Here is a 23,022-nt window from a genome sequence, read left to right as displayed (position 1 = left end):
TCACTTACTCGGCCGCCATCGCGCCCATGCGACCGGTTTTCTTTGCTTTGATCCGGTCTTCAATCTCTTCGCGGAAATGGCGCACCAAGCCCTGAATAGGCCAAGCCGCCGCATCACCAAGCGCGCAGATGGTGTGGCCTTCGACCTGCTTGGTAACCGAGATCAACATGTCGATCTCTTCCACCTCGGCCTCGCCTTTGACCAGACGATCCATCACGCGCATCATCCAACCCGTGCCTTCGCGGCAAGGGGTGCACTGGCCACAGCTTTCATGCTTGTAGAACTTGGACAGACGCCAGATGGCTTTGATCACATCAGTTGATTGATCCATCACGATCACAGCAGCAGTCCCCAGACCGGACCGCTGCTCGCGCAGCCAGTCGAAATCCATGATCGCATCTTCGCACTGCGCTGCGTTCAGCATCGGCACGGAAGACCCGCCGGGGATCACCGCCTTGATATTCTTCCAGCCGCCGCGAACGCCACCACAGTGACGCTCCAATAGCTCTTTCAGCGGGATCGACATCGCTTCTTCAACCACACAAGGGTTGTTCACATGGCCCGAGATACCGAACAGCTTGGTGCCCGCATTGTTGGGGCGACCAAAGGAGGAAAACCAATCCGCCCCGCGCCGCAGGATCGTTGGCACAACGGCGATCGATTCGACATTGTTCACCGTCGTCGGACATCCGTACAGACCCGAACCCGCCGGGAACGGCGGCTTCATCCGGGGCATGCCCTTCTTGCCTTCAAGGCTTTCCAGCAGCGCGGTCTCTTCACCGCAGATATAGGCCCCCGCCCCGTGGTGCAGATAGCAGTCAAAATCCCAGCCGGATTTGGCGGCGTTCTTGCCCAAAAGGCCCGCATCATAACATTCGTCAATCGCGGCTTGCAGCGCCTCACGCTCACGGATGTATTCACCGCGAATGTAGATGTAGCAGGCATTGGCCCCCATCGCGAAAGACGCGATCAGCGCGCCTTCGATCAGCGTGTGGGGATCATGGCGCATGATCTCGCGGTCTTTGCAGGTGCCCGGTTCGGATTCGTCGGCGTTGATCACGAGATAAGACGGCCGCCCATCCGATTGCTTGGGCATGAACGACCATTTCAGACCGGTCGGAAAGCCCGCCCCGCCACGACCGCGCAGGCCCGATGCCTTGACGATCTCAACGATCTTGTCGCGGCCCAGCTTGATGAGATCGCCCGTGCCGTTCCAATGCCCGCGCTTTTTGGCCCCGGCCAGCGTGCGGTCATGCATCCCGTAAAGGTTGGTAAAGATGCGGTCCTGATCCTTGAGCATGATGCCCCTCTTCCTAACCCCGGCGCTTGCGCCAGATCTGATATGTCACGGCCAAGCACCAGATAAATCCAGCCAGCGCCGCCAGATCGAGCAGAAGCGTCAGCTCGGCTGGCCACCCCATGTCTCGACCCACAACCTGCGCCCCCATCCACAAGATCATGGTCCCCGCCATCACAACCGCGACACGCCGCGCTTGTTTGGCCGTTCCATCATCCTTGGGCTTGGGCGCTTTCACCCCATCACCTCAGTGGTGGCCATGACCATGGCCCGCGCCATGATCCCCGCCATCCACCCGTTCAACCCCGCCCTGCCCGAGCAGAACGCCGAAAACACCAAAGGTCACCAGACCGACGACAAAGGCCGGGGTCAGCGACACATCGCCAATCGCGCGGGCCACAAAGGCGGCGAGCAACCCAGCAACAGCGGCGACGAGCCAGCCCCCGGCCCAAGGGCCATCGACGGGCGCATGTTCGTGATGATGATCGTCCATCGCCTACCCCCGTCAGTAATTGTTGGTCTTGGCGCGGATGAGGAATTCTTCCGTCCCCACCTCACCAATGAGCTTGGCCTGCGCGACCCACTTGTCGCGCGTCGCACGGCCCCTGAAACCCTTGAGATTGGCATCGATCCAAGCAATCTCGGCCTCGCCCCATTGGGCGATCTGCTCAAAGTGGAAGATGCCAAGCTCGTGCAAGAGCTTTTCCAAGGCCGGACCAATGCCTTCGATGATCTGCAGATCATCGGCCTTACCCTTTTTCGCGGCCTTCAAACCCTTCGGCTGCTTGCCCCCGACTGCCGCATCAGCCTTGGCAGGCTTGGCCACCTTCGCCGCAACAGGCGTTTTGGCAGGCGCGTCTGCCGCCTTCGGGGCCGCCGCTTTCGGGGCCTCGGTCTTTGCCGCCTTCGCGGCCTTACCCAGCCACGGCGTCGTCAAAGGCACTTCAGTGCCATCGATGCGCTTGACGGTGTCGCGAATGTCCACGGCAAACTGCGCCGAGGCGTTGTACTGCATCCGACCCGATTCAAAGTCTTTCAGCGTGGTCAGCCCAGACAAAGGCTCAGCCGCGTAACGGCCATTCTGCGGACCCGGAACCGGAACCTCACCATTGGAGAACCGCCCGATCAAGGCGCGCAGTTTATCCGCCGTCAGGTCCTCGTAATAGTCCTTGCCGATCTGGGCCATCGGCGCATTGGCGCAAGCGCCCATGCATTCGACCTCTTCCCACGAAAACTTGCCATCCGCCGACAGGGTATGCGGCGCTTTGGCAACCAGGTCCTGACAGACCGCAATCAGTTCTTCGGCCCCGCAGATCATGCAGGACGTGGTGCCGCAAATCTGGATATGTGCCACAGACCCAACGGGTTGCAGTTGGAACATGAAGTAGAAGGTCGCCACTTCCAATGCCCGGATATAGGCCATCCCGAGCACATCCGCGACATATTCAATCGCTGGACGGGTCAGCCAGCCGTGCTGTTCCTGCGCGCGCCACAAAAGCGGGATGATCGCCGAAGCCTGACGGCCCTCGGGGTATTTGGAAATCTGCCCCTTGGCCCAAGCAAGGTTCGCCGGGGTGAATTCAAAGGACGCAGGCTGGTCTTTGTGCAGACGGCGCAGCATTAGCGGTCAACCTCCCCGAACACGATGTCCATCGTGCCGATGATCGCGGAGACGTCTGCAAGCTGGTGGCCTTTGCAGATGTAATCCATGGATTGCAGGTGCATGTACCCCGGCGCGCGGATCTTGACGCGGTAGGGTTTGTTGGTGCCGTCGGCGACCAAATAGACGCCGAACTCACCCTTCGGGGCCTCAACGGCGGCGTAAACCTCACCGGCGGGAACGTGGAAGCCTTCGGTGTAAAGCTTGAAATGATGGATCAACGCTTCCATCGACCGTTTCATCTCGCCGCGCTTGGGCGGGCTGATCTTGCCGCGCGACATCACGTCGCCTTGGCCGTCGGGCGCGCGCAGTTTGGCAATCGCCTGATGGATGATCTTCAGGCTCTCTTCCATCTCGGCCATGCGGCACAGATAGCGGTCATAGCAATCGCCGTTCTTGCCAACCGGGATCTGGAAATCGAACTCGGAATAAAGCTCATAAGGCTGGCTGCGGCGCAGGTCCCAAGCAAAGCCGGAACCGCGCACCATCACGCCCGAATAACCCCAGTCCGAGATATCCTTTTCCGTGACGATGCCGATGTCGGCATTGCGCTGCTTGAAGATGCGGTTTTCGGTCAAGAGCCCATGCAAGTCGCCCAAGACACGCGGGAATTCCTTCGCCCACTGTTCGATATCGTCGATCAGCGCGGGCGGCAGATCTTGGTGCACACCACCGGGGCGGAAATAGGCGGCGTGCAGACGCGCGCCGCAGGCACGTTCGTAGAACACCATCAGCTTTTCGCGCTCTTCAAAGCCCCAAAGCGGCGGGGTCAGCGCGCCAACGTCCATAGCTTGCGTGGTGACGTTCAGAAGGTGGTTCAGAATCCGGCCGATTTCCGAATAGAGGATGCGGATCAGCGATGCCCGGCGCGGCACCGGCGTGTTGGTCAGCTTTTCAATCGCCAGGCACCAGGCATGTTCCTGGTTCATCGGCGCCACATAATCCAGCCGGTCGAAATAGGGCAGGTTTTGCAGGTAAGTCCGGCTTTCCATCAGCTTTTCAGTGCCGCGATGGAGCAGGCCGATATGGGGGTCGCAGCGTTCGACAATCTCGCCGTCAAGCTCTAGCACAAGACGCAAAACACCATGCGCGGCAGGGTGTTGCGGGCCAAAGTTGATATTAAAGTTGCGAATGCGATGCTCGCCCGTTTGGGCGTCACGGCTGCCGTCGTCATAGGTGTTACGGATGATGTCGCCGTCCATGACTTACACCGCCTTCTTTTCGTCGCCCGGCAGGATGTATTGCGCACCCTCCCACGGAGACATGAAATCAAACTGCCGGTATTCCTGCACCAAACTGACCGGCTCATAGACCACGCGCTTTTGCGCCTCGTCATAGCGAACCTCGGTGTACCCCGTGGTCGGGAAGTCCTTGCGCAAGGGATGGCCGCGGAAGCCATAGTCTGTCAGGATCCGGCGCAGGTCAGGGTGGCCCGAGAAGAGGATGCCGAACATGTCGAACACCTCACGCTCCACCCAATTCGCGCTGGGGTGAATCTCAACGATCGAGGGCACCATCTCCTCCTCGCCGACCAATACCTTCACGCGGATGCGGTGGTTTTGGTACATCGAGAGGAACATATAAACCACGTCAAAGCGCGGGTCGCGCTCGGGGTGGTCGACGGCGGTGATATCCACCAGCGAGGTGAACCGGCAGGCCGCGTCATCGCGCAGGAATTCCACAAAGCTTTCCAGATGCGCAAGCTGAACGGTCACGTTCAACTCACCAAAGGCCACTTCGGTGGCGATGACGGCATCTTGCCGCTTCAGCTCGAGATAGGCGCCAAGTTCTTGCAGGGCTTCAGACATTTGAACCTCTCAGCGCACAAGGGTGCCAGTGCGGCGGATCTTCCGCTGCAACTGCAAGATGCCATAAAGCAGCGCCTCGGCCGTGGGCGGGCAGCCGGGAACGTAGATATCGACCGGAACGATCCGATCACAGCCGCGCACCACCGAATAGCTGTAATGATAATAGCCGCCGCCGTTCGCGCAGGAGCCCATCGAGATCACGTAGCGCGGCTCTGGCATCTGGTCGTAGACCTTGCGCAGCGCCGGGGCCATCTTGTTGGTCAGCGTGCCGGCCACGATCATCAGGTCCGACTGGCGCGGTGAGGCGCGGGGGGCCGTGCCGAACCGCTCAAGGTCATAGCGCGGCATCGAAGTGTGCATCATCTCAACCGCGCAGCAGGCCAGACCAAAGGTCATCCAGTGAAGCGAGCCATTGCGCGCCCAGTTGATGATGTCTTCGGTCGTGGTCAGCAAGAACCCCTTGTCCTGCAGCTCACGATTCAGGGCTTGGGTGGCCACCTCACGGTCGCCGCCAGCCGTATTGGCTCCGGTCATCACGCCCATTCCAAAGCCCCCTTCTTCCATTCATACGCAAAGCCCACAGTCAGCACGGCCAAAAACACCATCATCGACCAGAACCCGACCATCGAAATCTCACCAAAGGCCACCGCCCATGGGAAAAGGAAGGCAACTTCAAGGTCAAATATGATGAAGAGAATCGACACAAGGTAGAAGCGCACGTCGAACTTCATCCGGGCATCGTCAAAGGCGTTGAAACCGCATTCATAGGCCGAGACCTTCTCGGGGTCCGGGTTGCGCACCGCGATCACCGCAGCCGCAAGGATCAGCACAAGGCCAAGCCCAACAGCAATTGCAAGCAAGATGAGGATCGGCAGGTATTCTCGCAACATCGGATTGTCCACGAGTGTCTCCTTTGGCTGGCATTGGGCGCGCCACGGCGCAGGGGCCGCAAAAACTCTGGGCATCGTTTACCCCGGCCCCTGCCCGGGGTCAACGCATCCCCAGCGGATTTCGACACAGCGAAGCATCGGATTTCTCGAATTGTATGCGATCGTATGCCGAATTGACGGCCCGCACTACTGTACGCGCGGCAGCTCGACAGCGTCAGGCTCTGGCCCCTGACCCACACCCAGCGCTTCGGCCCGCACAATCCGCGCAATCAGCGCCGAATCTTCGGGCGAAAAGGTGAGCGGCAAGCGCATATCGATCAGCGATTTCAAGATGCGGTCGGTCCGCGGCAGGGTTTGCGGCGTGGCATAGCGCCAGTGGTCATAGCGGCTGGTAAAGGCCACCGGCTCATCGGCCCCGAACCATTTGAGTTCCACCCCGCGCGCGATGCAGCGGGTTAGGAACAGACCAATCCGCGCATCCGACCAATCGGGCAAAAGAAATTGGAACGACGATCCGACATAGGTTTCTTCCGGGGGCCGCGTCACAAGCCGAAGCCCGGAAATCCCCTGCAACCCCGCCTCAAGCGTTTGATAAAGAACCGCCCACCGCGCCACGCGCTCGGCCAGCATGGGGAGTTGCGGGCGCAAGATGGCAGCGCGCAGATTGTCCATCCGGCCCGAGACATTGGGCATCTCCATCCGAACCCGATGAAACACCTCTTCCGGGGGGGCGGCGCGGTGCTTGGCGTAGAGCATATAGCTGCCCGACAGCAAGATGGCGCGGGCCATGATCTCGGCATCGTCCGAGATCAAAAAGCCGCCCTCACCGGAATTCATATGCTTGTAGGTCTGCATCGAATAGCAGCCCACAGCGCCCTGCCGCCCCGAAGGGACACCCTTCCAAGCCGCCCCCATGGTATGGGCGCAATCTTCGATGATCTGCACGCCCAACCGGTCGCACAGCGCCACCAGCGCCTCCATGTCGCACAGATGGCCGCGCATATGGCTCAGCATCAAAAGCCGCGCGCCGGTGGCCTTGGCCTTCGCCTCAAGATCGGCGAAGTCCAGCGTCAGATCATGGGTCACCTCAATGAACACCGGACTGCCACCCGCAGCAGAAATTGCGCCGGGAACTGGGGCGAGCGTGAAGGCATTGGTTAGAACCGGTTCGCCAGGTTGCAACCCCATCGCCCGCAGCGCGCAGCCCATAGCATAGCCGCCCGAGGCCACGGCAAGGCAATACTTCGCCCCCATCAGCGCGGCGAATTCCTCTTCCAAAAGCGCGGTCTCAGCAATCTCTCCCGGCGCGGTGTTGTAACGGTGCAAACGACCATGGCGCAGCACGGCCATCGCCGCCTCGATCCCGGCTTCGGGGATCGGCTCTTGCTGGGTGAACGACCCCGAGAAGCGTTCTTCGATCATGGTCCCGTCATCCATCCTGTTGCCCCGCGCGGCGTTCTTTCTTCAGCACGGTCAGCATGAAAAGCCCAGTGCCCACCAGCCCGATCCCGCCCAAATAAAACGCCACATTGGGGGATTGGATCGGCGCATCCTCGCGCATGAAATAGCCGAAGACTTGGGCAAAGAACACTGTGCCGAGCAGCATCGCCACATTGGTGATGGCGCTGATCCCGCCCTGCAACTCGCCTTGGGCATTCTCTGGCACGCGCTGTGACAAAATCGCGGTCAGCATCGGATGCACAAACCCTTCGGGCCCGTGCACGATCATCAGGGCAATTACCAAGACCAACGAGCCGACCACACCATAGCCGAACATCGCAATCACGGCCGAGATAAGGCCGATCATCACCACCTTCTGCTCGCCCCACCGCGCCACAGCGGGACCGGTCAGAAAACCCTGAAACCCGGCCATCACCAGCCCGAACACCGCCAGCGTCAGACCCACCATCGCCTCGGACCAGCCAAAATTCGCCTTGCCCCAAAACGGCCAGATCGCGGGGTAAACCGAGGTGAAGAAGAAAAACAGCGCCATGACAGCGCAGAGCGGCACCACGCCGGGATAGCTGCGAAACACTTTGAACGCGCCGAACGGATTGGCGCGGCGCCAGTCAAAGGCGCGGCGATGCTGCGGGGCCAGCGTTTCGGGTAGGACGAAGAAGCCGTAGATCAGATTGACCCCCGACACCGCCGCTGCGGCATAAAACGGCACACGCGGGCCAAGCTCTCCCAACAGCCCGCCTACCGCCGGGCCGATGATAAAGCCCAGCCCAAAGGCCGCCCCCATCTGGCCATAGGCGCGGCCGCGATCCTCTGGCTCGGTGATGTCGGCGATGAAGGCATTGGCAATCACCCAGCTTGCCCCGCACACCCCCGCCAAGAGGCGGCCGACAAAGAGCCAACCCATCGTCGGCGCCAGAGCATGCAGCAGGAAATCCACCCCCAGCCCAAAAATCGCCAGCAAAAGCAGAGGTCTGCGGCCATAGCGGTCTGACAGGTTGCCCAGCAAAGGCCCCGAAAGGAACTGCGCCAGCGAATAGCCCGCGGCCATCCAGCCGCCCAAAACCGCCGCCTCGCCAAGGCTGACATGGCCCACCTCGCCAATCAGCGCGGGCAGGACCGGGATGATGATGCCAAAGCCCACCATGTCTAGAAACACGGTGATCAGGATAAAGATCATCGCCCGGTCTTTGGCGGGTTTGGTCAGGTTGTGGCTCATGGCCGGACCCTAGGTTTGCCAAGGGGAAGTGTCAAACTGACGTGAGGTCAGCCAACCGCCACCATGCCTTTGGCAAAGCGCGCCGCATTGGCGCGATACCCTTCGGCCGATTTCAAAAGCCGCGCTTGCGCCGCCGCGTCCAGTTCCCGCACCACCTTGGCAGGCGCGCCCATGACCAGCGAAGCCGGCGCAATCTCTTTGCCCTCGGTCACCAAGGCGCAAGCACCGACCAAAGACCCCGCCCCGATCTTCGCGCCGTTCAACAGCGTCGCGCCCATGCCAATCAGGCTGCCCGCCTCGATTGTACAACCGTGCAGCATCGCCTTGTGGCCGATGGTGCAATCGGCGCCAATGGTCAGGGGAAACCCCATATCGGTGTGCAAGACAGCGTTTTCCTGCACATTGCTGCCCGCGCCCACAACGATGGGCTCATTGTCACCACGCAGCACGGCGCCGAACCAAATGTTCGCGCCAGCCCCCACGATGACATTGCCGATCAGTACCGCGGTTGGCGCAACCCAGGCCGACGGGTCTATCTGCGGGCGGATTCCGTCCAGTTCATAGATCATCGCGCATCAAACTCCTTGTTCAGGCCCCGAACGAACTCCGCCATTCCGGGCTGGCGATCGCGCCGCATGCGTTCAGCTTGAAGAATGGTCAACAAGTCATTGAACGCTATATCAATATCGTTGTTCACAATCACATAGTCATATTCCGCCCAATGGCTGATCTCAGACTGCGACTTCGCCATCCGACCAGCAATCACCTCATCGCTGTCTTGCGCGCGGCCGCGCAAACGGCGCTCCAGCTCGGCAATCGACGGCGGCAGGACGAAAACTGACACCACATCGCGGCCAAGCGAAGAGTTGCGGATCTGCTGGCCACCCTGCCAGTCGATGTCAAACAGCGTATCGCGCCCTTCGGTCATCGCGGCCTCAACCGGGCCCTTCGGGCTGCCGTAGAAATTGCCAAACACCTCGGCATGTTCCAGCATTTCACCGGCGGCAACCATGGCTTCGAAATCAGTGCGCGACTTGAAATAGTATTCGCGCCCGTCCACCTCACCCGGACGGGGCGCGCGGGTGGTGGCCGAGACTGAAAACCGCAAAGACGGGTCCCATTCCATCAGCCGCCGGGCCAGCGTCGATTTTCCCGCGCCCGAGGGCGAGGACAGGATAAGCAAAAGCCCGCGCCGAGGGGGAAGCTGCGCCATGATCTATTCCACGTTCTGAACTTGCTCGCGCATCTGATCGATCACCGTTTTCAGGTCAAGCCCGATCCGCGTCAGCGCCATCGACTGCGCCTTTGAGCACAAAGTGTTGGCCTCACGCATGAATTCCTGCATCAGGAAATCAAACTTGCGGCCCACCGGGCCACCGTCCGCCAAAAGCGCGCGCGCCGCGCCGATATGGGCACCAAGCCGGTCCAACTCTTCCGTGACGTCGTTTTTCACCGCCAAAAGCGCCAGCTCTTGCGCAAGCCGGGTTTCATCCACCCCGTCGACATTCTCCAAGACCTTCGCCAAAGCCTCTCGCAGATGGCCTGCGGCGGCGGCGCGGCGCGCCGCCGCTTCGTGCGTGGCCGCCTCGGTCAGCCGCGCCACCTCATCCAGTTGCGCCCCGATCAACCGGGCCAGCACGGCACCCTCGGCCGCGCGCATGGCCGCGAATTCGCCCATAAGGGCGGGCAGATCGGCCAAAATGGCGGCGCGCAGGGGCGCGGTGTCGATCTCAGCCGCTGAGGTGTCCAAAACCCCGCGCACCGCCAGCACATCGGCGGCATTGGCCGGGGCCAGCGTCAAGCCCGCATCCATCGCCGTTTGCTCAACCTCCGCCATGGCTTTCAGCACCGCCGCCAGCGCGGGCGGGTTCACCCGCAGCCCTTCGGCCCCCTCTGACATCCCATCGCGCGCGACTTTCAGCGACAGGCTGACATTCCCGCGCCCCATCGCCTTGGCCATCTCGGCGCGCAGCGCCTGTTCCAGCCCATCGATCCACTCCGGCACCCGAAGTCGCAGATCCAACCCCTTGCCGTTGACGCTGCGAATGTCCCAAGCCCAGCTGTGCCCCGCCCCCTGCCCGCGCCGCGCGGCGAATCCGGTCATTGATACGGTCTTCGATACAGGCATGGGCCTCTCCTTTGCTATCGGCTTTCAGTGTTTACCATTTGTCGAGAATGTCCGCAAAACGCGTTTCAACTCGTGTATCTTAGGAAAGTCTTAAGGGATACGGCGCGTCGGCCAGCCTCGGCCTTGCGGCAGGACCGGCGTCTGCGTCCCGGTTCCCCGTGATCCGGCATTGGCCGCACAGAAAGGCACAACAGGCATGGTTTGGTTCATCGATGGCACAACCCAAGGCGAAAGCCGGGCCGAAACCGCAGATTTCCACCAGCTTCAGGCGGTGCGCGCCTATTGGGAGGCGATGCGCAAGCCCGGCCAGCTGCCCCGGCGCGATGACATAAACCCACGCGGCATCGCCTCGGCCTTGGAGCAGGTGTTCTTGGTGGAGCAAATCGCCCCCCATCATGGCCGCCTGCGGTTGGCAGGCATGGCGCTCAGCGATCTTCTGGGCATGGATCCGCGCGGCATGCCGGTGACAGCCCTTTTGGAACCAGTGGCGCGCGCCACCCTCTCCGAGGCTTTGGGCGGGCTTTTTCGCGGCGAGCATCTTTTGCACCTGTGGCTTGAGGCCGAACGCGGCATCGGGCGGCCCCCCCTATGGGCGCGGATGCTGTTGCTGCCGCTTATCGGGGCCCATGGCGAGCCGGATCTGGCGCTGGGGTGCCTGTGTACCAAGGGCCAGATTGGCCGCGCCCCGCGCCGTTTTGCCATCAGCCGTATCCTGCGCGAGCCGCTGATGGGGATCGCACCGCACGGCATGGCATCTGCTTTTGCTGAAGAACCTCATCGCTTTCAGCCGCCAAGTGGGCGGCCTAACCTGCGTCTCGTCAGTTCGCGTGATTGAAAAAGGCGGCCCAAGGGGCCGCCTTTTGTCCCGTTTCCGCAAAAATCAGAGCGCCGCGCGCCGCGCCTCGGCCCGTTGGGCGGACAGCTCTTCCGACACAAGGAAGGCCAGCTCCAGCGCTTGGCTCGCGTTCAGACGCGGATCGCAGGCGGTGTGATAGCGGTCGGCCAGATTCTCATCCGACACCGCGCGCAAACCGCCGGTGCATTCGGTCACATCCTTGCCGGTCATCTCGAAATGCACACCGCCCGGGACGGTACCTTCGGCTTTGTGGATGGCAAAGAACTCCCGCACTTCGCGCAGCACCGAATCGAACGGCCGGGTCTTATAGCCCGAGGCCGCCTTGATCGTGTTGCCATGCATCGGGTCGCAGGACCACAGCACATTCGCGCCCTCTTCCTGCACTGTCTTGATCAGACGCGGCAGATGGTCGCCCACCTTACCCGCACCAAAGCGTGCAATCAGGGTCAGACGGCCCGGCTCATTTTCGGGGTTCAGCTTGGCCATCAGCACCTTGAGGTCCTCCGCCGTAGTGGTCGGGCCGCACTTCAATCCGATTGGGTTCAACACACCCCGGCAAAACTCGACATGCGCGCCGTCGGGCTGGCGTGTGCGGTCACCGATCCAGATCATGTGGCCAGACCCAGCCACGTTCTGGCCGGTCAGGCTGTCGACCCGGCACAGCGCTTCTTCGTATTCCAGAAGCAGTGCTTCATGGCTCGTGTAGAAATCCACCCGGCTCAGCACTTCGGCATTGTCCGAGGTGACGCCAGCGGCATTCATGAAATCCAAAGCATCCGAAATGCGGTTGGAAATCTCGCGGTAGCGTTCGGCCTTGTCATGTTCGGCAAAGCCCAAGGTCCAAGAATGGACGCGATGAATGTCGGCAAAACCACCGGTCGAGAACGCGCGCAGAAGGTTCAAGCTGGCCGCGGCTTGGGTATAGGCCTGCAGCATCCGCGACGGATCGGGGATCCGCGCCTCATGGGTGGCTTCAAACCCGTTGATGATATCGCCGCGATAGCTGGGGTATTCCACCCCACCAATCATCTCGGTATTGGCCGAGCGTGGCTTGGCGAACTGGCCTGCCATGCGGCCGACCTTGATCACAGGCACCTTGGCGCCATAGGTCAGCACCACGGCCATCTGCAACATAACGCGGAAGGTGTCGCGGATGTTGTCGGCCGAAAATTCGGCGAAGCTTTCGGCGCAATCGCCACCCTGCAGCAAAAAGGCGTTGCCCTCAGCGGCTTGAGCCAGCTGCTTTTTCAGCCGCCGCGCCTCACCGGCAAAGACCAACGGGGGGTATTTGGCCAATTGCGACTCAACCGAAGCCAGTGCGGCGGCATCGGGATAATCCGGCATCTGCACGCGCGGTTTTGCGCGCCAATCCGACTTTTTCCAGCCCTTGGTCATGGCCCTGCCCTTTCGTTAGCGGTATCGCCGCGCGGTATAAGGAAAAATGCGGCGGATGCAAAGGCGGAAAGGGTGAAAAATCAGGCGGATTCGCCTTGCAGAGCGGTGCAATACCTGTTTCCTTACACCGAAACCGACACAAACAGGTCGCAAGATGTCCAACCTTCAGCGCAAGGCCACCTCGGTCACCAAGACCGCCAGCCCCAAGCGCTTTGTTTTTCTGCTGCTTGAACGCTTTACGATGCTGTCCTTTGCGGGCGCTATCGAACCTCTGCGCATTGCCAACCGGGTCTCGGGGCAAGAACTGTATCGTTGGGTTCTGGCCGGTGAAGGCGAGTTTGTTGCCTGTTCGAACGGCGCGTCCTTCAAGCTTGATATTGGACTGGATGAGATTGAGCGGGATGACATCGTGCTGGTCTGTGGCGGCATCGATGTGCAGCGGGCCTCAACCAAGGGTGTCTTGAACTGGTTGCGCCGTGAGGCGCGGCGCGGGGTGACAGTGGGCGGACTTTGCACCGGGGCCTATACGGTGGCCAAGGCGGGCCTGCTTGATGGCAAGAAGGCCACCATTCACTGGGAGAATCAGGACGGCTTTCTCGAGGAATTCGAGCAGGTCAAACTGACCAAGTCAGTCTTTGTGATGGACGGTAACCGCTGGTCCACCGCTGGCGGCACCTCCTCGATAGACCTTATGCTCAAGGTGATCGCGGCGGATCAGGGCGAAGATCTGGCCAATACCGTGGCCGACCAGCTGATCTACTCCTCAATCCGCACCGATCAGGACAGCCAGCGCCTGTCGATCCCCACCCGGATCGGCGTGCGGCACCCCAAACTGAGCCAAGTTATCCAGATGATGGAAGGCAACATCGAAGACCCGATGTCGCCCGCCGATCTGGCCGAAGAGGTTGGCATGTCGACCCGTCAGTTGGAACGCCTGTTCCGCCGCTACCTGAACCGCAGCCCCAAGCGCTACTATATGGAGTTGCGGTTGCAAAAAGCACGCAATCTGTTGATGCAGACCGACATGAGCGTGATCAACGTGGCCTTGGCTTGCGGCTTTGCCAGCCCGTCGCATTTCTCGAAATGCTACCGCAGCCATTACAACACCACGCCCTACCGTGAACGCGGAACCCAAGGCTTGACGCCCGGCGCCATTGCGGGCCGACTGTCCATCTGATCCCTCCCTCTATCACAGCGATCTGATTGCGGATCACAGCACGCTGGGGGTTTAACTTTGGCGCCGCGAACCCCATCTGAGGGGCGTCGCCGCCCCCTCGCAAGCTCTTGCCCACCCTGGATTTGTGTCGGCACCTTGTCGACATGAAGGGGCTTCCCTTTTTCGCGGTGCCTCTCTAGTTTGGTCACAGGATTGCGATCCAATATGGGAGAGACCAATGAAAAAACTTCTTATGGCTTCCGCCGCCACGCTGGCACTGACCGGTGCAGCATCGGCTGAAGACGTCAAACTGGGCGTTCTGATCGGCTTCACCGGCCCGATCGAATCGCTGACCAGCCACATGGCCAATGCGGCCGAAGCTGCGATGGCTGAAGTGAATGCTTCGGGCAAGTCGGCTCACAACTTCCTGTCCGTGCGCGGCGACTCGACCTGCGTCGATTCGGCTGCCGCCACCTCGGCTGCTGAGCGTATGGTGACCGCTGAAGGCGTCAAAGGCATCATCGGCGGCGACTGCTCGGGTGTGACCGGCGCAGTGCTGCAGAACGTTGCACGTCCGAACGGCATCGCGATGGTGTCGCCCTCGGCCACCTCGCCCGCTCTGACCACCGCTGAAGATGACGGCCTGTTCTTCCGCACCGCCCCCTCCGACGCCCGCGAAGGCGAAGTCATGGGCGAGATCCTGAAGGAAAAGGGCGTGACCTCGATCGCGATGACCTATTCCAACTCGGACTACGGCAAGGGGCTGGCTGAAGCCATTGCAGCGGGCTTCACCGCGCAGGGCGGCACCGTGACCATCAACATCCCGCACGAAGACGGCAAGGCTGACTACTCGGCCGAAGTTGCTTCGCTGGCAGCGGCCGGTGGCGACCTTCTGGTTGTTGCAGGCTACCTCGACCAGGGCGGCAAGGGCATCATCCAGGCTTCGCTCGACTCGGGCGCCTTCTCGCAGTTCGGTCTGCCCGGCGGCATGGTGGGTGACTCGCTCCCCGCCGCGATCGGTCCGGCTCTGGACGGCTCCTACGGCCAGGTCGCTCAGTCTGACAGCCCCGGCGCTGCCATCCTGACCGAAATGGGCAAGGCAGCAGCCACCCCGTTCGACGCAACCTCGCCTTACACCATGGAAAGCTATGACGCCGCTGCGCTGATCATGCTGGCCATGCACGCCGCAGGTTCGACCGACAGCAAGGTTTACGCTGGCAAGATCCTTGAGATCGCCAACGGCCCGGCTGACGGTTCGGGCGTCAAGATCATGCCCGGTGAATTGGGCAAGGCACTTGAGCTGATCGCTGCTGGCACCGCCATCGACTATGATGGCGCTTCGGGCGTGACCCTGATCGGCCCCGGCGAATCCGCTGGTCGCTACAAGCAGTTCGAAATCAAGGGCGGCGTCTACGAAACTGTTCAGTTCCGTTGATCTGCATCTGATCTGATACTTTGCACGGCCCGGGGCCATCCCTCGGGCCGTTGCTTTAAGATAAGCCGCCCAAGTCCGGGTTTGATCCCGGCAAAAAGAGGCGTCCGCTTTTCAGGGGGAACCATGATTGTTGTCGAAAACCTTCACCGGCATTTCGGCGGTTTCAAAGCCGTTGACGGGGCCTCGCTCAAGATTGAGACCGGCTCGATCACTGGGCTGATTGGCCCGAACGGCGCGGGAAAAACCACACTTTTCAACGTGATCGCTGGTCGCCTGCCGCCCACCTCGGGCAAGGTCACCATGCAAGGCGAAGACATCACCGGCCTACCCCCGCATGAGCTTTTTGCCAAAGGGGTGCTGCGCACGTTCCAGATCGCCCATGAATTCAGCTCGATGACGGTGCGCGAAAACCTGATGATGGTGCCCGCCAACCAGTCAGGCGAAAGCCTGTTCAACGCCTGTTTCCGCCGCGGCGCGGTTGCCGCCGAGGAAAAGCGCCTGCGCGACAAGGCCGATGAGGTGCTGGAGTTTCTGACCATCTCGCATCTGGCCGACCAGAAGGCGGCCAATATCTCGGGCGGGCAGAAGAAACTGTTGGAACTGGGCCGCACCATGATGGTGGATGCCAAGATCGTGTTTCTGGACGAGGTCGGCGCGGGCGTGAACCGCACGCTTCTCAACACCATCGGCGATGCCATTGTGCGGCTGAACAAAGAACGCGGCTATACCTTCTGCGTCATCGAACATGACATGGATTTCATCGGCCGCATCTGTGGCCCTGTGATCTGCATGGCCGAAGGCAAGGTTTTGGCCCAAGGCACTGTGAATGAAGTGAAAAACGACGAACGCGTGATCGAAGCCTATTTGGGCACCGGATTGAAGAACAAAGTCAAAGAGGAGGCCGCCCATGGCTGAACCCTTCCTCATCGGCGAGAATATGACCGGGGGCTACGGCACCGTCGACATCTTGCACAACTGCACCATTGCCGTGAACAAGGGCGAGATCGCCGTGATCGTCGGCCCCAATGGCGCGGGCAAATCTACCGCCATGAAGGCCACCTTTGGCATGTTGAACCTGCGCGGTGGCAGCGTGAAACTGAATGGCGAGGACATCACAAAGCTCTCGCCGCAGGCCCGCGTGCGCAAGGGCATGGGCTTTGTACCCCAGACCCAGAATATCTTTACCGGCATGACGGTAGAGGAAAACCTTGAGATGGGCGCCTTCATCCGCACCGATGAGGCGGGCATCAAGGAAACCATGGATCAGATCTATGGCCTGTTTCCTATCCTGCACCAAAAGCGCCATCAGGCGGCGGGTGAGCTATCGGGCGGTCAGCGCCAGCAGGTCGCTGTGGGCCGGGCGCTGATGACCAAGCCTTCGGTGCTTTTGCTCGACGAACCCACCGCTGGTGTCTCGCCCATCGTGATGGACGAATTGTTCGACCGCATCATCGAGATTGCCCGCACAGGCATTTCGATTCTGATGGTGGAACAAAACGCCCGCCAAGCACTTGATATTGCGGACAAAGGCTATGTCCTTGTCCAAGGCGCCAACCGCTTCACCGACACCGGACAGGCCCTTTTGGCCGACCCCGAGGTCCGTCGTTCCTTCTTGGGGGGCTGAGATATGGATTTCCTCAACGCCCTCGTGGCCCTGTTGAACTTTGTGATCGTGCCGGGCGTGGCCTATGGCAGCCAGCTTGCCTTGGGCGCGCTGGGTGTGACGCTGATCTTTGGCGTGCTGCGCTTCTCGAACTTTGCGCATGGCGACACCATGGCCTTCGGGACTGCCATTGTGATCATGTTCACATGGCTCTTCCAATCTTGGGGCATTACCTTTGGCCCCTTGCCGACTGCGCTTCTCGCCCTGCCCTTTGGCATTGCCGCAACAGCGGCGCTGGTTCTGGCCACTGACCGTGGCATCTACAAGTTCTACCGCACCCAAAAGGCCGCGCCGATCATTCTGGTGATTGTCTCGGCGGGCGTCATGTTCGTGATGAACGGCCTTGTCCGCCTGATCATCGGCGTGGAAGAGCGCAACTTTGCGGATGGTGAGCGTTTTGTGCTGAGCGCGCAAACCTTCAAAGAGATCACCGGCCTTGCCGAGCCCTTGGTCATCAAGACCACGGTTGCGGTCACGGTGGTTGTGGCGGTGATCTGTGTGGCCGCGCTCTTTTGGTTTTTGCAAAGAACCCGCACCGGCAAGTCGATGCGCGCCTTCTCGGACAACGAGGATCTGGCGCTGCTCTCTGGCATCAACCCGGACCGCGTGGTGCAGGTCACCTGGATCATCGCCGCCGCCTTGGCGGTGATTGCGGGCACGCTCTATGGACTTGATAAATCCTTCCGCCCCTTCGTCTATTTCCAGCTGTTGCTGCCGGTCTTTGCAGCGGCCGTTGTGGGCGGTCTTGGCAGCCCCTTGGGGGCGATTGCGGGCGGCTATATCGTGGCCCTGTCCGAGGTCATCATGACCTATGCCTGGAAAAAGGTCGCCACCTACGTCCTGCCCGACAGCATGGCACCCGATGGGCTGATGCAGCTTTTGACCACCGATTACAAATCGGCCGTCAGCTTTGCGATCCTGATCATCGTGCTGATCTTCATGCCGACCGGCATCTTCAAGGGGAAATGACATGACCCAGACCCAACGCAATCTTGGTCTTTTCGCCGGTGTGGCGCTGTTGTTCATCCTCACCGGAGTGTTTCAAAGCTGGAACCTCTCCTTGCAAATCCTGAACATCGGCATCCTGTCGGCGATCATGGCTTTGGGCGTGAACATGCAATGGGGCTATGCCGGGCTGTTTTCCACCGGCATAGTCGGTTCGGTCGCATTGGGCGGTCTGGCCGTGGTGCTGGTCTCGGCCCGTCCGGTGCCCGAGGCCTTTGCCGCGGGCGGTTGGATGACCTTGGGCGGTCTGGCGATCGGGGTTGGCGTGATCGTGGCGGCAACGCTGCTTTACCGCGCCATGAAGCCGGGCCGCGCCCGTGGCTTTGCCGTGGCAGCCCTCCTCGTCGCTGGCTTCTTCCTCTATCGCGCGGTCTTTGACAGCGGCGTCGCCGCGGTTGAGGCCTTCGACCCCGCCACCTATGGCAATATCGGCGGCTTTGGCCTGCCCTCGCTGGTCGCATGGCCCGTCGGCGCGCTGATGGCCGGGATTGCGGCTTGGGTCATCGGCAAGATCTGCCTTGGCCTGCGCTCGGACTACCTAGCCATTGCCACGCTTGGCATCGCCGAGATCGTCATCGTCGTCATCAAATCCGAGGACTGGCTCGCGCGCGGGGTGAAGAACATCATCGACCTGCCTCGTCCCTGGCCCGTTCCTTACGAAGTCGATCTGCAGGCCAACCCGGCCTATGTCGAATTTGTCACCAGCTGGGGCTGGAGCCCGATCACCTCGTCAACGATCTTGGTGAAACTCCTCTATCTCGCCATGTTCGGCGCTGTGCTTTTGGCGCTGATCTGGCTGTCGGAACGTGCGCTGAACAGCCCTTGGGGCCGCATGATGCGCGCCATTCGCGACAACGAAGTGGCCGCATCGGCCATGGGCAAGAATGTGACGCGTCGGCACCTGCAGATCTTCATCATCGGCTCGGCCGTCGTCGGGCTTGCGGGCGCCATGCTCACCTCGATGGAAGGGCAGTTGGTGCCCGGCGTTTACTCGCCCCTGCGCTTTACCTTCCTGATCTGGGTCATGGTCATCGTTGGCGGCTCTGGCAACAACTGGGGCGCGGTCCTGGGCGGGCTCTTGCTCGGCTGGCTCTGGCTCGCGGTGGAATATCTCGGCCCGAACCTCATGGGCTATGTCACCGCCGCCCTGCCGCCGGGTGACCTGAAAACCCACCTGATCGACAGCGCCCAGCACATGCGCCTTGTTACCCTTGGCATCGTGCTTTTGCTGGTCTTGCGCTTTGCCCCGCGCGGGTTGATCCCCGAGAAATAACCGCCGCACAGGCACAGCTTCCAAGGGCCGAGAGCGATCTCGGCCCTTTGTCATGGCATCCACCGCAACGCGCTTATTTTTTGCGACATGATTTGTCGCAAAACAGCATGAAGCCGCCGCTCCTCCTCGCCATTGTGCCATCAAACCAGATCAAGGGAGTCTCCCAGAATGAAAACCCATGCCCGCGTGGTCGTGATTGGCGGCGGTGTCGTCGGCTGTTCCGTGCTGTATCACCTGACCAAACTCGGCTGGTCCGACGTCATGCTGATCGAACGCTCGGAACTCACCTCCGGCTCCACATGGCACGCGGCAGGCGGCTTTCACACCCTGAACGGCGACACCAACATGGCCGCGCTGCAGGGCTATACCATCCGGCTTTACAAAGAGCTGGAAGAGATCACCGGCATGTCCTGCGGGTTGCACCACGTGGGCGGCATCACATTGGCCGACAATCAGGCGCGGTTTGAACAGCTGAAGGCCGAACGCGCCAAGCATCGCTATATGGGGCTGGACACCGAGATCCTCGGCCCTGAAGAAATCGCCAAGCTGACCGATGGCATGGTCAACCTCGAAGGGATCATCGGCGCGCTTTATGACCCCTTGGACGGTCACCTTGACCCCTCGGGCACCACCCACGCCTATGCCAAGGCCGCCCGCATGGGCGGGGCCGAGATTGTGCTGCACAACCGCGTGCTGGCCACCAACCAGCGCGCCGATGGCGGCTGGGATGTGGTGACCGAAAAGGGCACCGTCACCTGTGAACATCTGGTCAACGCTGGCGGCCTCTGGGCGCGCGAAATCGGCGCGATGGCGGGGGTTTACCTGCCGCTTCTGCCGATGGCCCACCAGTATCTTGTCACCGATGACATCCCCGAGATTATGGACATCCTGAAATCGGGCCGCGAATTCCCCCATGTGATGGACCCGGGCGGCGAAAGCTACCTGCGCCAAGAAGGCCGCGGCCTCTGCATCGGCTTTTACGAAAAGCCCTGCGAGCCGTGGTCGGTGGACGGCACGCCGTGGGATTTCGGCCATGAGCTTTTGAACGAGCAATTCGACAAGATCGAAGACTCGGTCAACTTCGCCTATCGCCGCTTCCCGGTGCTGGAGCGCTCGGGCGTCAAGCGCGTGATCCACGGCCCCTTCACCTTTGCCCCTGACGGCAACCCACTGATCGGCCCGGTTCAAGGCCTGCGCAACTACTGGTCAGCCTGCGCCGTGATGGCGGGCTTCTCTCAAGGCGGCGGCATGGGCCTTGCCTTGGCACAATGGATGATCCACGGCGAGGTCGAACGCGACCCGCGCGGCTTTGACGTCTCGCGCTTTGGCACCTGGACCTCGCCCGGCTATACCGTCCCGAAGGTCATCGAAAACTACCAGATGCGCTTCTCGGTCAGTTACCCGAACGAAGAGCGTCCGGCAGCCCGCCCCTTCCGCACCACCCCGATGTATGAGGTGTTTGACGGCATGAACGCCGTTTGGGGCCAGCAATACGGGCTTGAGGTGGTGAACTACCACGCCCTGCCCGGCGAGCCGCGCTATGAAGAACCCACCTTCCGCCGCTCCAACGCATGGGAAGCCACCCGCCAAGAAGTCATGGCCGTTCGTGAGGGCGTCGGCCTGAACGAATTGCAGAACTTCGGCAAATACCTTGTCAAAGGCCCCAACGCCCGCGCTTGGCTTGACCGCATCATGGCCGGCGCGATTCCGAAGCAGGGCCGCCTGTCCCTGACCCCGATGCTGGCCCATTCGGGCAAGATCATCGGTGACTTCACAGTCTCCTGCCTGTCGGAAACCGAATTCCAGCTGACCGCCAGCTATGGCGCCCAAGGCTGGCACCAGCGCTGGTTCGAAATGAACCCGATGGACGGTGTGCAGGTCGAAAACATCTCGGATGCGCGGTCGGGCTTCCAAATCGCAGGCCCCAAAGCACGCGAGCTTCTGGCCCGCTGCACCCGGTCAGATGTCTCGTCCGAGGCGTTCAAGTTCATGGACGTGCGGCGCATGACGGTCGGTATGGCAAACTGCATCGTGCAACGCGTCTCCTATACCGCTGATCTGGGGTATGAGATCTTCTGCGATATCCACTCGGTGCGCCACCTGTGGGACACGCTCAACGCCCATGGCAAAGACCTCGGCCTGCGCCCCTTCGGCATGCGCGCCATGATGTCCTTGCGTCTCGACAAGTGGTTCGGTTCCTGGAGCCGCGAGTTCTCGCCCGACTACACGCCCTGCGAAACCGGGCTTGACCGCTTCATCCGCTGGAACAAAGAGGCAGACTGGATCGGCAAAGCCGCCGCCACCGCCGAAAAAGCCTCTGGACCCAAGCGCAAGCTCGTGTCCTTCGTGGTGGACGCCAACGAATCCGACGTCGTCGCTTGGGAGCCGATCTGGCTTGACGGCGCGGTCGTGGGCTTCTGCACCTCCGGCGGCTACAGCCATTGGATGGGCAAATCGGTGGCCCAAGGCTTCCTGCCCGCCGACCAGGTCAAAGACGGCCTCGTGTGCGAAATCGAGATCCTTGGCGAACGCCGCAAGGCCACTGTGCACCTCGCCCCCTTGTGGGATGATGGCGGCCGCATGCGGGCCTGATCCTTCGGGCCTTCAATGCGGGAAAAATATCCTCGGGGGGATGAGCGCGGAACGCGCGAAGGGGGGCAGACAGCCCCCCTTGTAGATTTACATAATTAATTGTTAATAAAGTGTTTTTTACTGAATGCGGAGACCCAGTATTCCATCATGTATACCACACATTTCGCCGCCCGACTTCTTGCTATTGAAGAATGTGCCGCAGCCGCCAGCCTTCGCCTAGCACAACTGCTTCGAACGCCGCCTCAGCCACCGTCTCGTTGACCTGCACGAAAGCAGCGGCGACGGCCTCGGGCGAGAGTGGCCAGACATTCACTGACCGCTGATTACCGTTCATGATCCAACCTTGCGGGTGAAGCTCCAGGTTCGCCTTGATCGCCATCTTGCTTCCGCACGGCAGACGATAGCGCCAAGCGGCGGTGATCGTGGTTTTTGCCCCTCTTACGAAGCTGATAGCGACCTTGCCAGAGTATTTCTCAAACGGTGCAAACTCGGCCTCAATCAGCGGAACTGCGCGCGCCACGATCTTCTCTAGATTTGCGAAGCGCTCGCTTCTTTGGGCGAGGAGCGCAAGTAAAGGCTGGTCGTCAAGTTTCATCGTTTTCTCACTGAAGACTGCGGACCAGGGTTGACTATAGATCGGCCCGTATCACGTTTTGTTAGGCCTTTATGGTCTACGACGAATGCGACTATGGATCGCGATAAATGCGGTTATCTTCACCAACAAGTTATACTAAAATATTGAAAAATATATTTATTTTTTTCAAAACTCGCAATCTTGACCAAAAGCGAACTCTATGTGCACTGAGCTACTCCCCAACTCTTGGACAGCTTTCCGGGTTGTTTAAGCTACTGCCTGCACCTGCTGATCGGTTTCAATGCGGTTAAAGTAGACCACGGCGGGCGGTTGGCCGCCATGGGCAGTGTGAGGGCGTTGGTGGTTGTAGAAGGTGATCCAGCGCCCGATGCCGACCCGTGCCTGCGATCCGGTTTCCCAGGCGTGCAGATAGACGCATTCATACTTCAGGGACCGCCACAGGCGCTCGATGAAGATGTTGTCGATGCAGCGCCCTTTGCCGTCCATAGAGATCCGGGTGCCAACCCGTTTCAGCCTGTCAGTCCAGACGAAGGACGTGAACTGGCTGCCCTGATCCGTGTTCATGATCTCGGGCGGGCCGAACTTATGGATC

The 23,022-nt window shown here is 60.9% G+C and carries 24 protein-coding genes; 8 read left to right on the top strand and 16 right to left on the bottom strand.

Annotation, left to right across the window (positions count from 1 at the left end; all coding sequences use genetic code 11):
- Positions 1–4 precede the first annotated feature (4 nt).
- From nuoF to AC72UB_RS07040, 13 genes are all read right to left on the bottom strand, one after another.
- On the bottom strand, positions 5–1,300 hold the full coding sequence (gene nuoF / locus AC72UB_RS07100) for an NADH-quinone oxidoreductase subunit NuoF (protein WP_505189160.1): 1,296 nt from the start codon (positions 1,298–1,300) through the stop codon (positions 5–7).
- 13 nt (positions 1,301–1,313) lie between these two features.
- Complete coding sequence (locus AC72UB_RS07095; protein WP_505189159.1) at positions 1,314–1,535, bottom strand: DUF5337 family protein; 222 nt, start codon at positions 1,533–1,535, stop codon at positions 1,314–1,316.
- A 9-nt stretch (positions 1,536–1,544) separates the two neighbouring features.
- Positions 1,545–1,790 carry a hypothetical protein gene (locus tag AC72UB_RS07090; protein ID WP_463291048.1) on the bottom strand — a complete coding sequence of 82 codons (246 nt, stop codon included), beginning with the start codon at positions 1,788–1,790 and terminating at the stop codon, positions 1,545–1,547.
- A gap of 12 nt (positions 1,791–1,802) precedes the next feature.
- On the bottom strand, positions 1,803–2,918 hold the full coding sequence (locus AC72UB_RS07085) for an NADH-quinone oxidoreductase subunit E (RefSeq protein WP_505189158.1): 1,116 nt from the start codon (positions 2,916–2,918) through the stop codon (positions 1,803–1,805).
- Positions 2,918–4,159: an NADH-quinone oxidoreductase subunit D gene (locus AC72UB_RS07080; RefSeq protein WP_505189157.1), complete on the bottom strand. Its 1,242-nt coding sequence runs from the start codon at positions 4,157–4,159 to the stop codon at positions 2,918–2,920. Before AC72UB_RS07080 ends, AC72UB_RS07085 begins: the two co-directional genes overlap by 1 nt.
- A 3-nt stretch (positions 4,160–4,162) precedes the next feature.
- Positions 4,163–4,765, bottom strand: coding sequence for an NADH-quinone oxidoreductase subunit C (locus tag AC72UB_RS07075; protein WP_505189156.1), 603 nt, complete (start codon positions 4,763–4,765; stop codon positions 4,163–4,165).
- Between the two features lie 9 nt (positions 4,766–4,774).
- Positions 4,775–5,308 carry a NuoB/complex I 20 kDa subunit family protein gene (locus AC72UB_RS07070; protein WP_282365840.1) on the bottom strand — a complete coding sequence of 178 codons (534 nt, stop codon included), beginning with the start codon at positions 5,306–5,308 and terminating at the stop codon, positions 4,775–4,777.
- The gene (locus tag AC72UB_RS07065) at positions 5,299–5,655 is read right to left on the bottom strand and encodes an NADH-quinone oxidoreductase subunit A (protein ID WP_463291068.1); all 357 of its coding nucleotides are present in this window, start codon (positions 5,653–5,655) and stop codon (positions 5,299–5,301) included. Before AC72UB_RS07065 ends, AC72UB_RS07070 begins: the two co-directional genes overlap by 10 nt.
- A gap of 186 nt (positions 5,656–5,841) precedes the next feature.
- Complete coding sequence (locus tag AC72UB_RS07060; protein ID WP_505189352.1) at positions 5,842–7,074, bottom strand: DegT/DnrJ/EryC1/StrS family aminotransferase; 1,233 nt, start codon at positions 7,072–7,074, stop codon at positions 5,842–5,844.
- A gap of 10 nt (positions 7,075–7,084) precedes the next feature.
- Positions 7,085–8,332 (bottom strand): TCR/Tet family MFS transporter, encoded by a 1,248-nt coding sequence (locus AC72UB_RS07055; RefSeq protein WP_505189155.1) that lies wholly within the window; start codon positions 8,330–8,332, stop codon positions 7,085–7,087.
- 47 nt (positions 8,333–8,379) lie between these two features.
- A complete protein-coding gene (locus tag AC72UB_RS07050; RefSeq protein ID WP_505189154.1) occupies positions 8,380–8,901 on the bottom strand; it encodes a gamma carbonic anhydrase family protein in 522 nt (173 codons plus the stop codon).
- On the bottom strand, positions 8,898–9,545 hold the full coding sequence (gene gmk / locus AC72UB_RS07045) for a guanylate kinase (RefSeq protein ID WP_505189153.1): 648 nt from the start codon (positions 9,543–9,545) through the stop codon (positions 8,898–8,900). Before gmk ends, AC72UB_RS07050 begins: the two co-directional genes overlap by 4 nt.
- Positions 9,546–9,548: 3 nt before the next feature.
- On the bottom strand, positions 9,549–10,460 hold the full coding sequence (locus tag AC72UB_RS07040; RefSeq protein WP_505189152.1) for a YicC/YloC family endoribonuclease: 912 nt from the start codon (positions 10,458–10,460) through the stop codon (positions 9,549–9,551).
- A 196-nt stretch (positions 10,461–10,656) separates the two neighbouring features.
- Here AC72UB_RS07040 and AC72UB_RS07035 point away from each other — a divergent pair, with 196 nt between their 5' ends.
- Positions 10,657–11,295 carry a PAS domain-containing protein gene (locus AC72UB_RS07035; RefSeq protein WP_505189151.1) on the top strand — a complete coding sequence of 213 codons (639 nt, stop codon included), beginning with the start codon at positions 10,657–10,659 and terminating at the stop codon, positions 11,293–11,295.
- 45 nt (positions 11,296–11,340) lie between these two features.
- On the opposite strand, the gene AC72UB_RS07030 is transcribed toward AC72UB_RS07035, so the two are convergent.
- Positions 11,341–12,711 carry a class II 3-deoxy-7-phosphoheptulonate synthase gene (locus tag AC72UB_RS07030; protein WP_505189150.1) on the bottom strand — a complete coding sequence of 457 codons (1,371 nt, stop codon included), beginning with the start codon at positions 12,709–12,711 and terminating at the stop codon, positions 11,341–11,343.
- A gap of 154 nt (positions 12,712–12,865) precedes the next feature.
- Between AC72UB_RS07030 and AC72UB_RS07025 the strand changes: the two genes are divergently transcribed.
- The 7 genes from AC72UB_RS07025 to AC72UB_RS06995 all read left to right on the top strand — a co-directional run bounded on the left by AC72UB_RS07025 (position 12,866) and on the right by AC72UB_RS06995 (position 21,835).
- The gene (locus AC72UB_RS07025) at positions 12,866–13,888 is read left to right on the top strand and encodes a GlxA family transcriptional regulator (RefSeq protein ID WP_463291058.1); all 1,023 of its coding nucleotides are present in this window, start codon (positions 12,866–12,868) and stop codon (positions 13,886–13,888) included.
- 217 nt (positions 13,889–14,105) lie between these two features.
- A complete protein-coding gene (locus tag AC72UB_RS07020) occupies positions 14,106–15,302 on the top strand; it encodes an ABC transporter substrate-binding protein (RefSeq protein WP_463291059.1) in 1,197 nt (398 codons plus the stop codon).
- A gap of 123 nt (positions 15,303–15,425) precedes the next feature.
- The gene (locus AC72UB_RS07015) at positions 15,426–16,217 is read left to right on the top strand and encodes an ABC transporter ATP-binding protein (protein ID WP_505189149.1); all 792 of its coding nucleotides are present in this window, start codon (positions 15,426–15,428) and stop codon (positions 16,215–16,217) included.
- Positions 16,210–16,926: an ABC transporter ATP-binding protein gene (locus AC72UB_RS07010; protein WP_463291061.1), complete on the top strand. Its 717-nt coding sequence runs from the start codon at positions 16,210–16,212 to the stop codon at positions 16,924–16,926. Before AC72UB_RS07015 ends, AC72UB_RS07010 begins: the two co-directional genes overlap by 8 nt.
- Before the next feature lie 3 nt (positions 16,927–16,929).
- A complete protein-coding gene (locus AC72UB_RS07005; protein ID WP_505189148.1) occupies positions 16,930–17,934 on the top strand; it encodes a branched-chain amino acid ABC transporter permease in 1,005 nt (334 codons plus the stop codon).
- A gap of 1 nt (position 17,935) precedes the next feature.
- The gene (locus tag AC72UB_RS07000) at positions 17,936–19,243 is read left to right on the top strand and encodes an ABC transporter permease subunit (RefSeq protein ID WP_463291063.1); all 1,308 of its coding nucleotides are present in this window, start codon (positions 17,936–17,938) and stop codon (positions 19,241–19,243) included.
- A 168-nt stretch (positions 19,244–19,411) separates the two neighbouring features.
- Positions 19,412–21,835, top strand: a complete 2,424-nt coding sequence (locus AC72UB_RS06995) for a GcvT family protein (protein ID WP_505189147.1) — start codon at positions 19,412–19,414, stop codon at positions 21,833–21,835.
- Between the two features lie 181 nt (positions 21,836–22,016).
- Here the strand turns inward: AC72UB_RS06995 and AC72UB_RS06990 are convergent, their stop codons facing one another.
- Positions 22,017–22,430 (bottom strand): hypothetical protein, encoded by a 414-nt coding sequence (locus AC72UB_RS06990; RefSeq protein WP_505189146.1) that lies wholly within the window; start codon positions 22,428–22,430, stop codon positions 22,017–22,019.
- A 246-nt stretch (positions 22,431–22,676) separates the two neighbouring features.
- Positions 22,677–23,022, bottom strand: a 346-nt coding sequence (locus AC72UB_RS06985; RefSeq protein WP_505189145.1) for a transposase, incomplete at its 5' end; no start/stop codon positions are given.

Origin of the sequence: Allotabrizicola aquatica (SeqCode) (assembly GCF_965194375.1) — a bacterium.
Classification (GTDB): Bacteria; Pseudomonadota; Alphaproteobacteria; order Rhodobacterales; family Rhodobacteraceae; genus Tabrizicola_A; species Tabrizicola_A aquatica.
This window is presented reverse-complemented; position numbering and strand designations above follow the sequence as displayed.

Coding starts and splice junctions, on each gene's coding strand:
- nuoF (WP_505189160.1), bottom strand. CDS start 1,300: ATGCTCAAGGATCAGGACCGCATCTTTACCAACCTTTACGGGATGCAT.
- AC72UB_RS07090 (WP_463291048.1), bottom strand. CDS start 1,790: ATGGACGATCATCATCACGAACATGCGCCCGTCGATGGCCCTTGGGCC.
- AC72UB_RS07085 (WP_505189158.1), bottom strand. CDS start 2,918: ATGCTGCGCCGTCTGCACAAAGACCAGCCTGCGTCCTTTGAATTCACC.
- AC72UB_RS07080 (WP_505189157.1), bottom strand. CDS start 4,159: ATGGACGGCGACATCATCCGTAACACCTATGACGACGGCAGCCGTGAC.
- AC72UB_RS07075 (WP_505189156.1), bottom strand. CDS start 4,765: ATGTCTGAAGCCCTGCAAGAACTTGGCGCCTATCTCGAGCTGAAGCGG.
- AC72UB_RS07070 (WP_282365840.1), bottom strand. CDS start 5,308: ATGGGCGTGATGACCGGAGCCAATACGGCTGGCGGCGACCGTGAGGTG.
- AC72UB_RS07065 (WP_463291068.1), bottom strand. CDS start 5,655: ATGTTGCGAGAATACCTGCCGATCCTCATCTTGCTTGCAATTGCTGTT.
- AC72UB_RS07055 (WP_505189155.1), bottom strand. CDS start 8,332: ATGAGCCACAACCTGACCAAACCCGCCAAAGACCGGGCGATGATCTTT.
- AC72UB_RS07050 (WP_505189154.1), bottom strand. CDS start 8,901: ATGATCTATGAACTGGACGGAATCCGCCCGCAGATAGACCCGTCGGCC.
- gmk (WP_505189153.1), bottom strand. CDS start 9,545: ATGGCGCAGCTTCCCCCTCGGCGCGGGCTTTTGCTTATCCTGTCCTCG.
- AC72UB_RS07040 (WP_505189152.1), bottom strand. CDS start 10,460: ATGCCTGTATCGAAGACCGTATCAATGACCGGATTCGCCGCGCGGCGC.
- AC72UB_RS07035 (WP_505189151.1), top strand. CDS start 10,657: ATGGTTTGGTTCATCGATGGCACAACCCAAGGCGAAAGCCGGGCCGAA.
- AC72UB_RS07030 (WP_505189150.1), bottom strand. CDS start 12,711: ATGACCAAGGGCTGGAAAAAGTCGGATTGGCGCGCAAAACCGCGCGTG.
- AC72UB_RS07025 (WP_463291058.1), top strand. CDS start 12,866: ATGTCCAACCTTCAGCGCAAGGCCACCTCGGTCACCAAGACCGCCAGC.
- AC72UB_RS07020 (WP_463291059.1), top strand. CDS start 14,106: ATGAAAAAACTTCTTATGGCTTCCGCCGCCACGCTGGCACTGACCGGT.
- AC72UB_RS07015 (WP_505189149.1), top strand. CDS start 15,426: ATGATTGTTGTCGAAAACCTTCACCGGCATTTCGGCGGTTTCAAAGCC.
- AC72UB_RS07010 (WP_463291061.1), top strand. CDS start 16,210: ATGGCTGAACCCTTCCTCATCGGCGAGAATATGACCGGGGGCTACGGC.
- AC72UB_RS07005 (WP_505189148.1), top strand. CDS start 16,930: ATGGATTTCCTCAACGCCCTCGTGGCCCTGTTGAACTTTGTGATCGTG.
- AC72UB_RS07000 (WP_463291063.1), top strand. CDS start 17,936: ATGACCCAGACCCAACGCAATCTTGGTCTTTTCGCCGGTGTGGCGCTG.
- AC72UB_RS06995 (WP_505189147.1), top strand. CDS start 19,412: ATGAAAACCCATGCCCGCGTGGTCGTGATTGGCGGCGGTGTCGTCGGC.
- AC72UB_RS06990 (WP_505189146.1), bottom strand. CDS start 22,430: ATGAAACTTGACGACCAGCCTTTACTTGCGCTCCTCGCCCAAAGAAGC.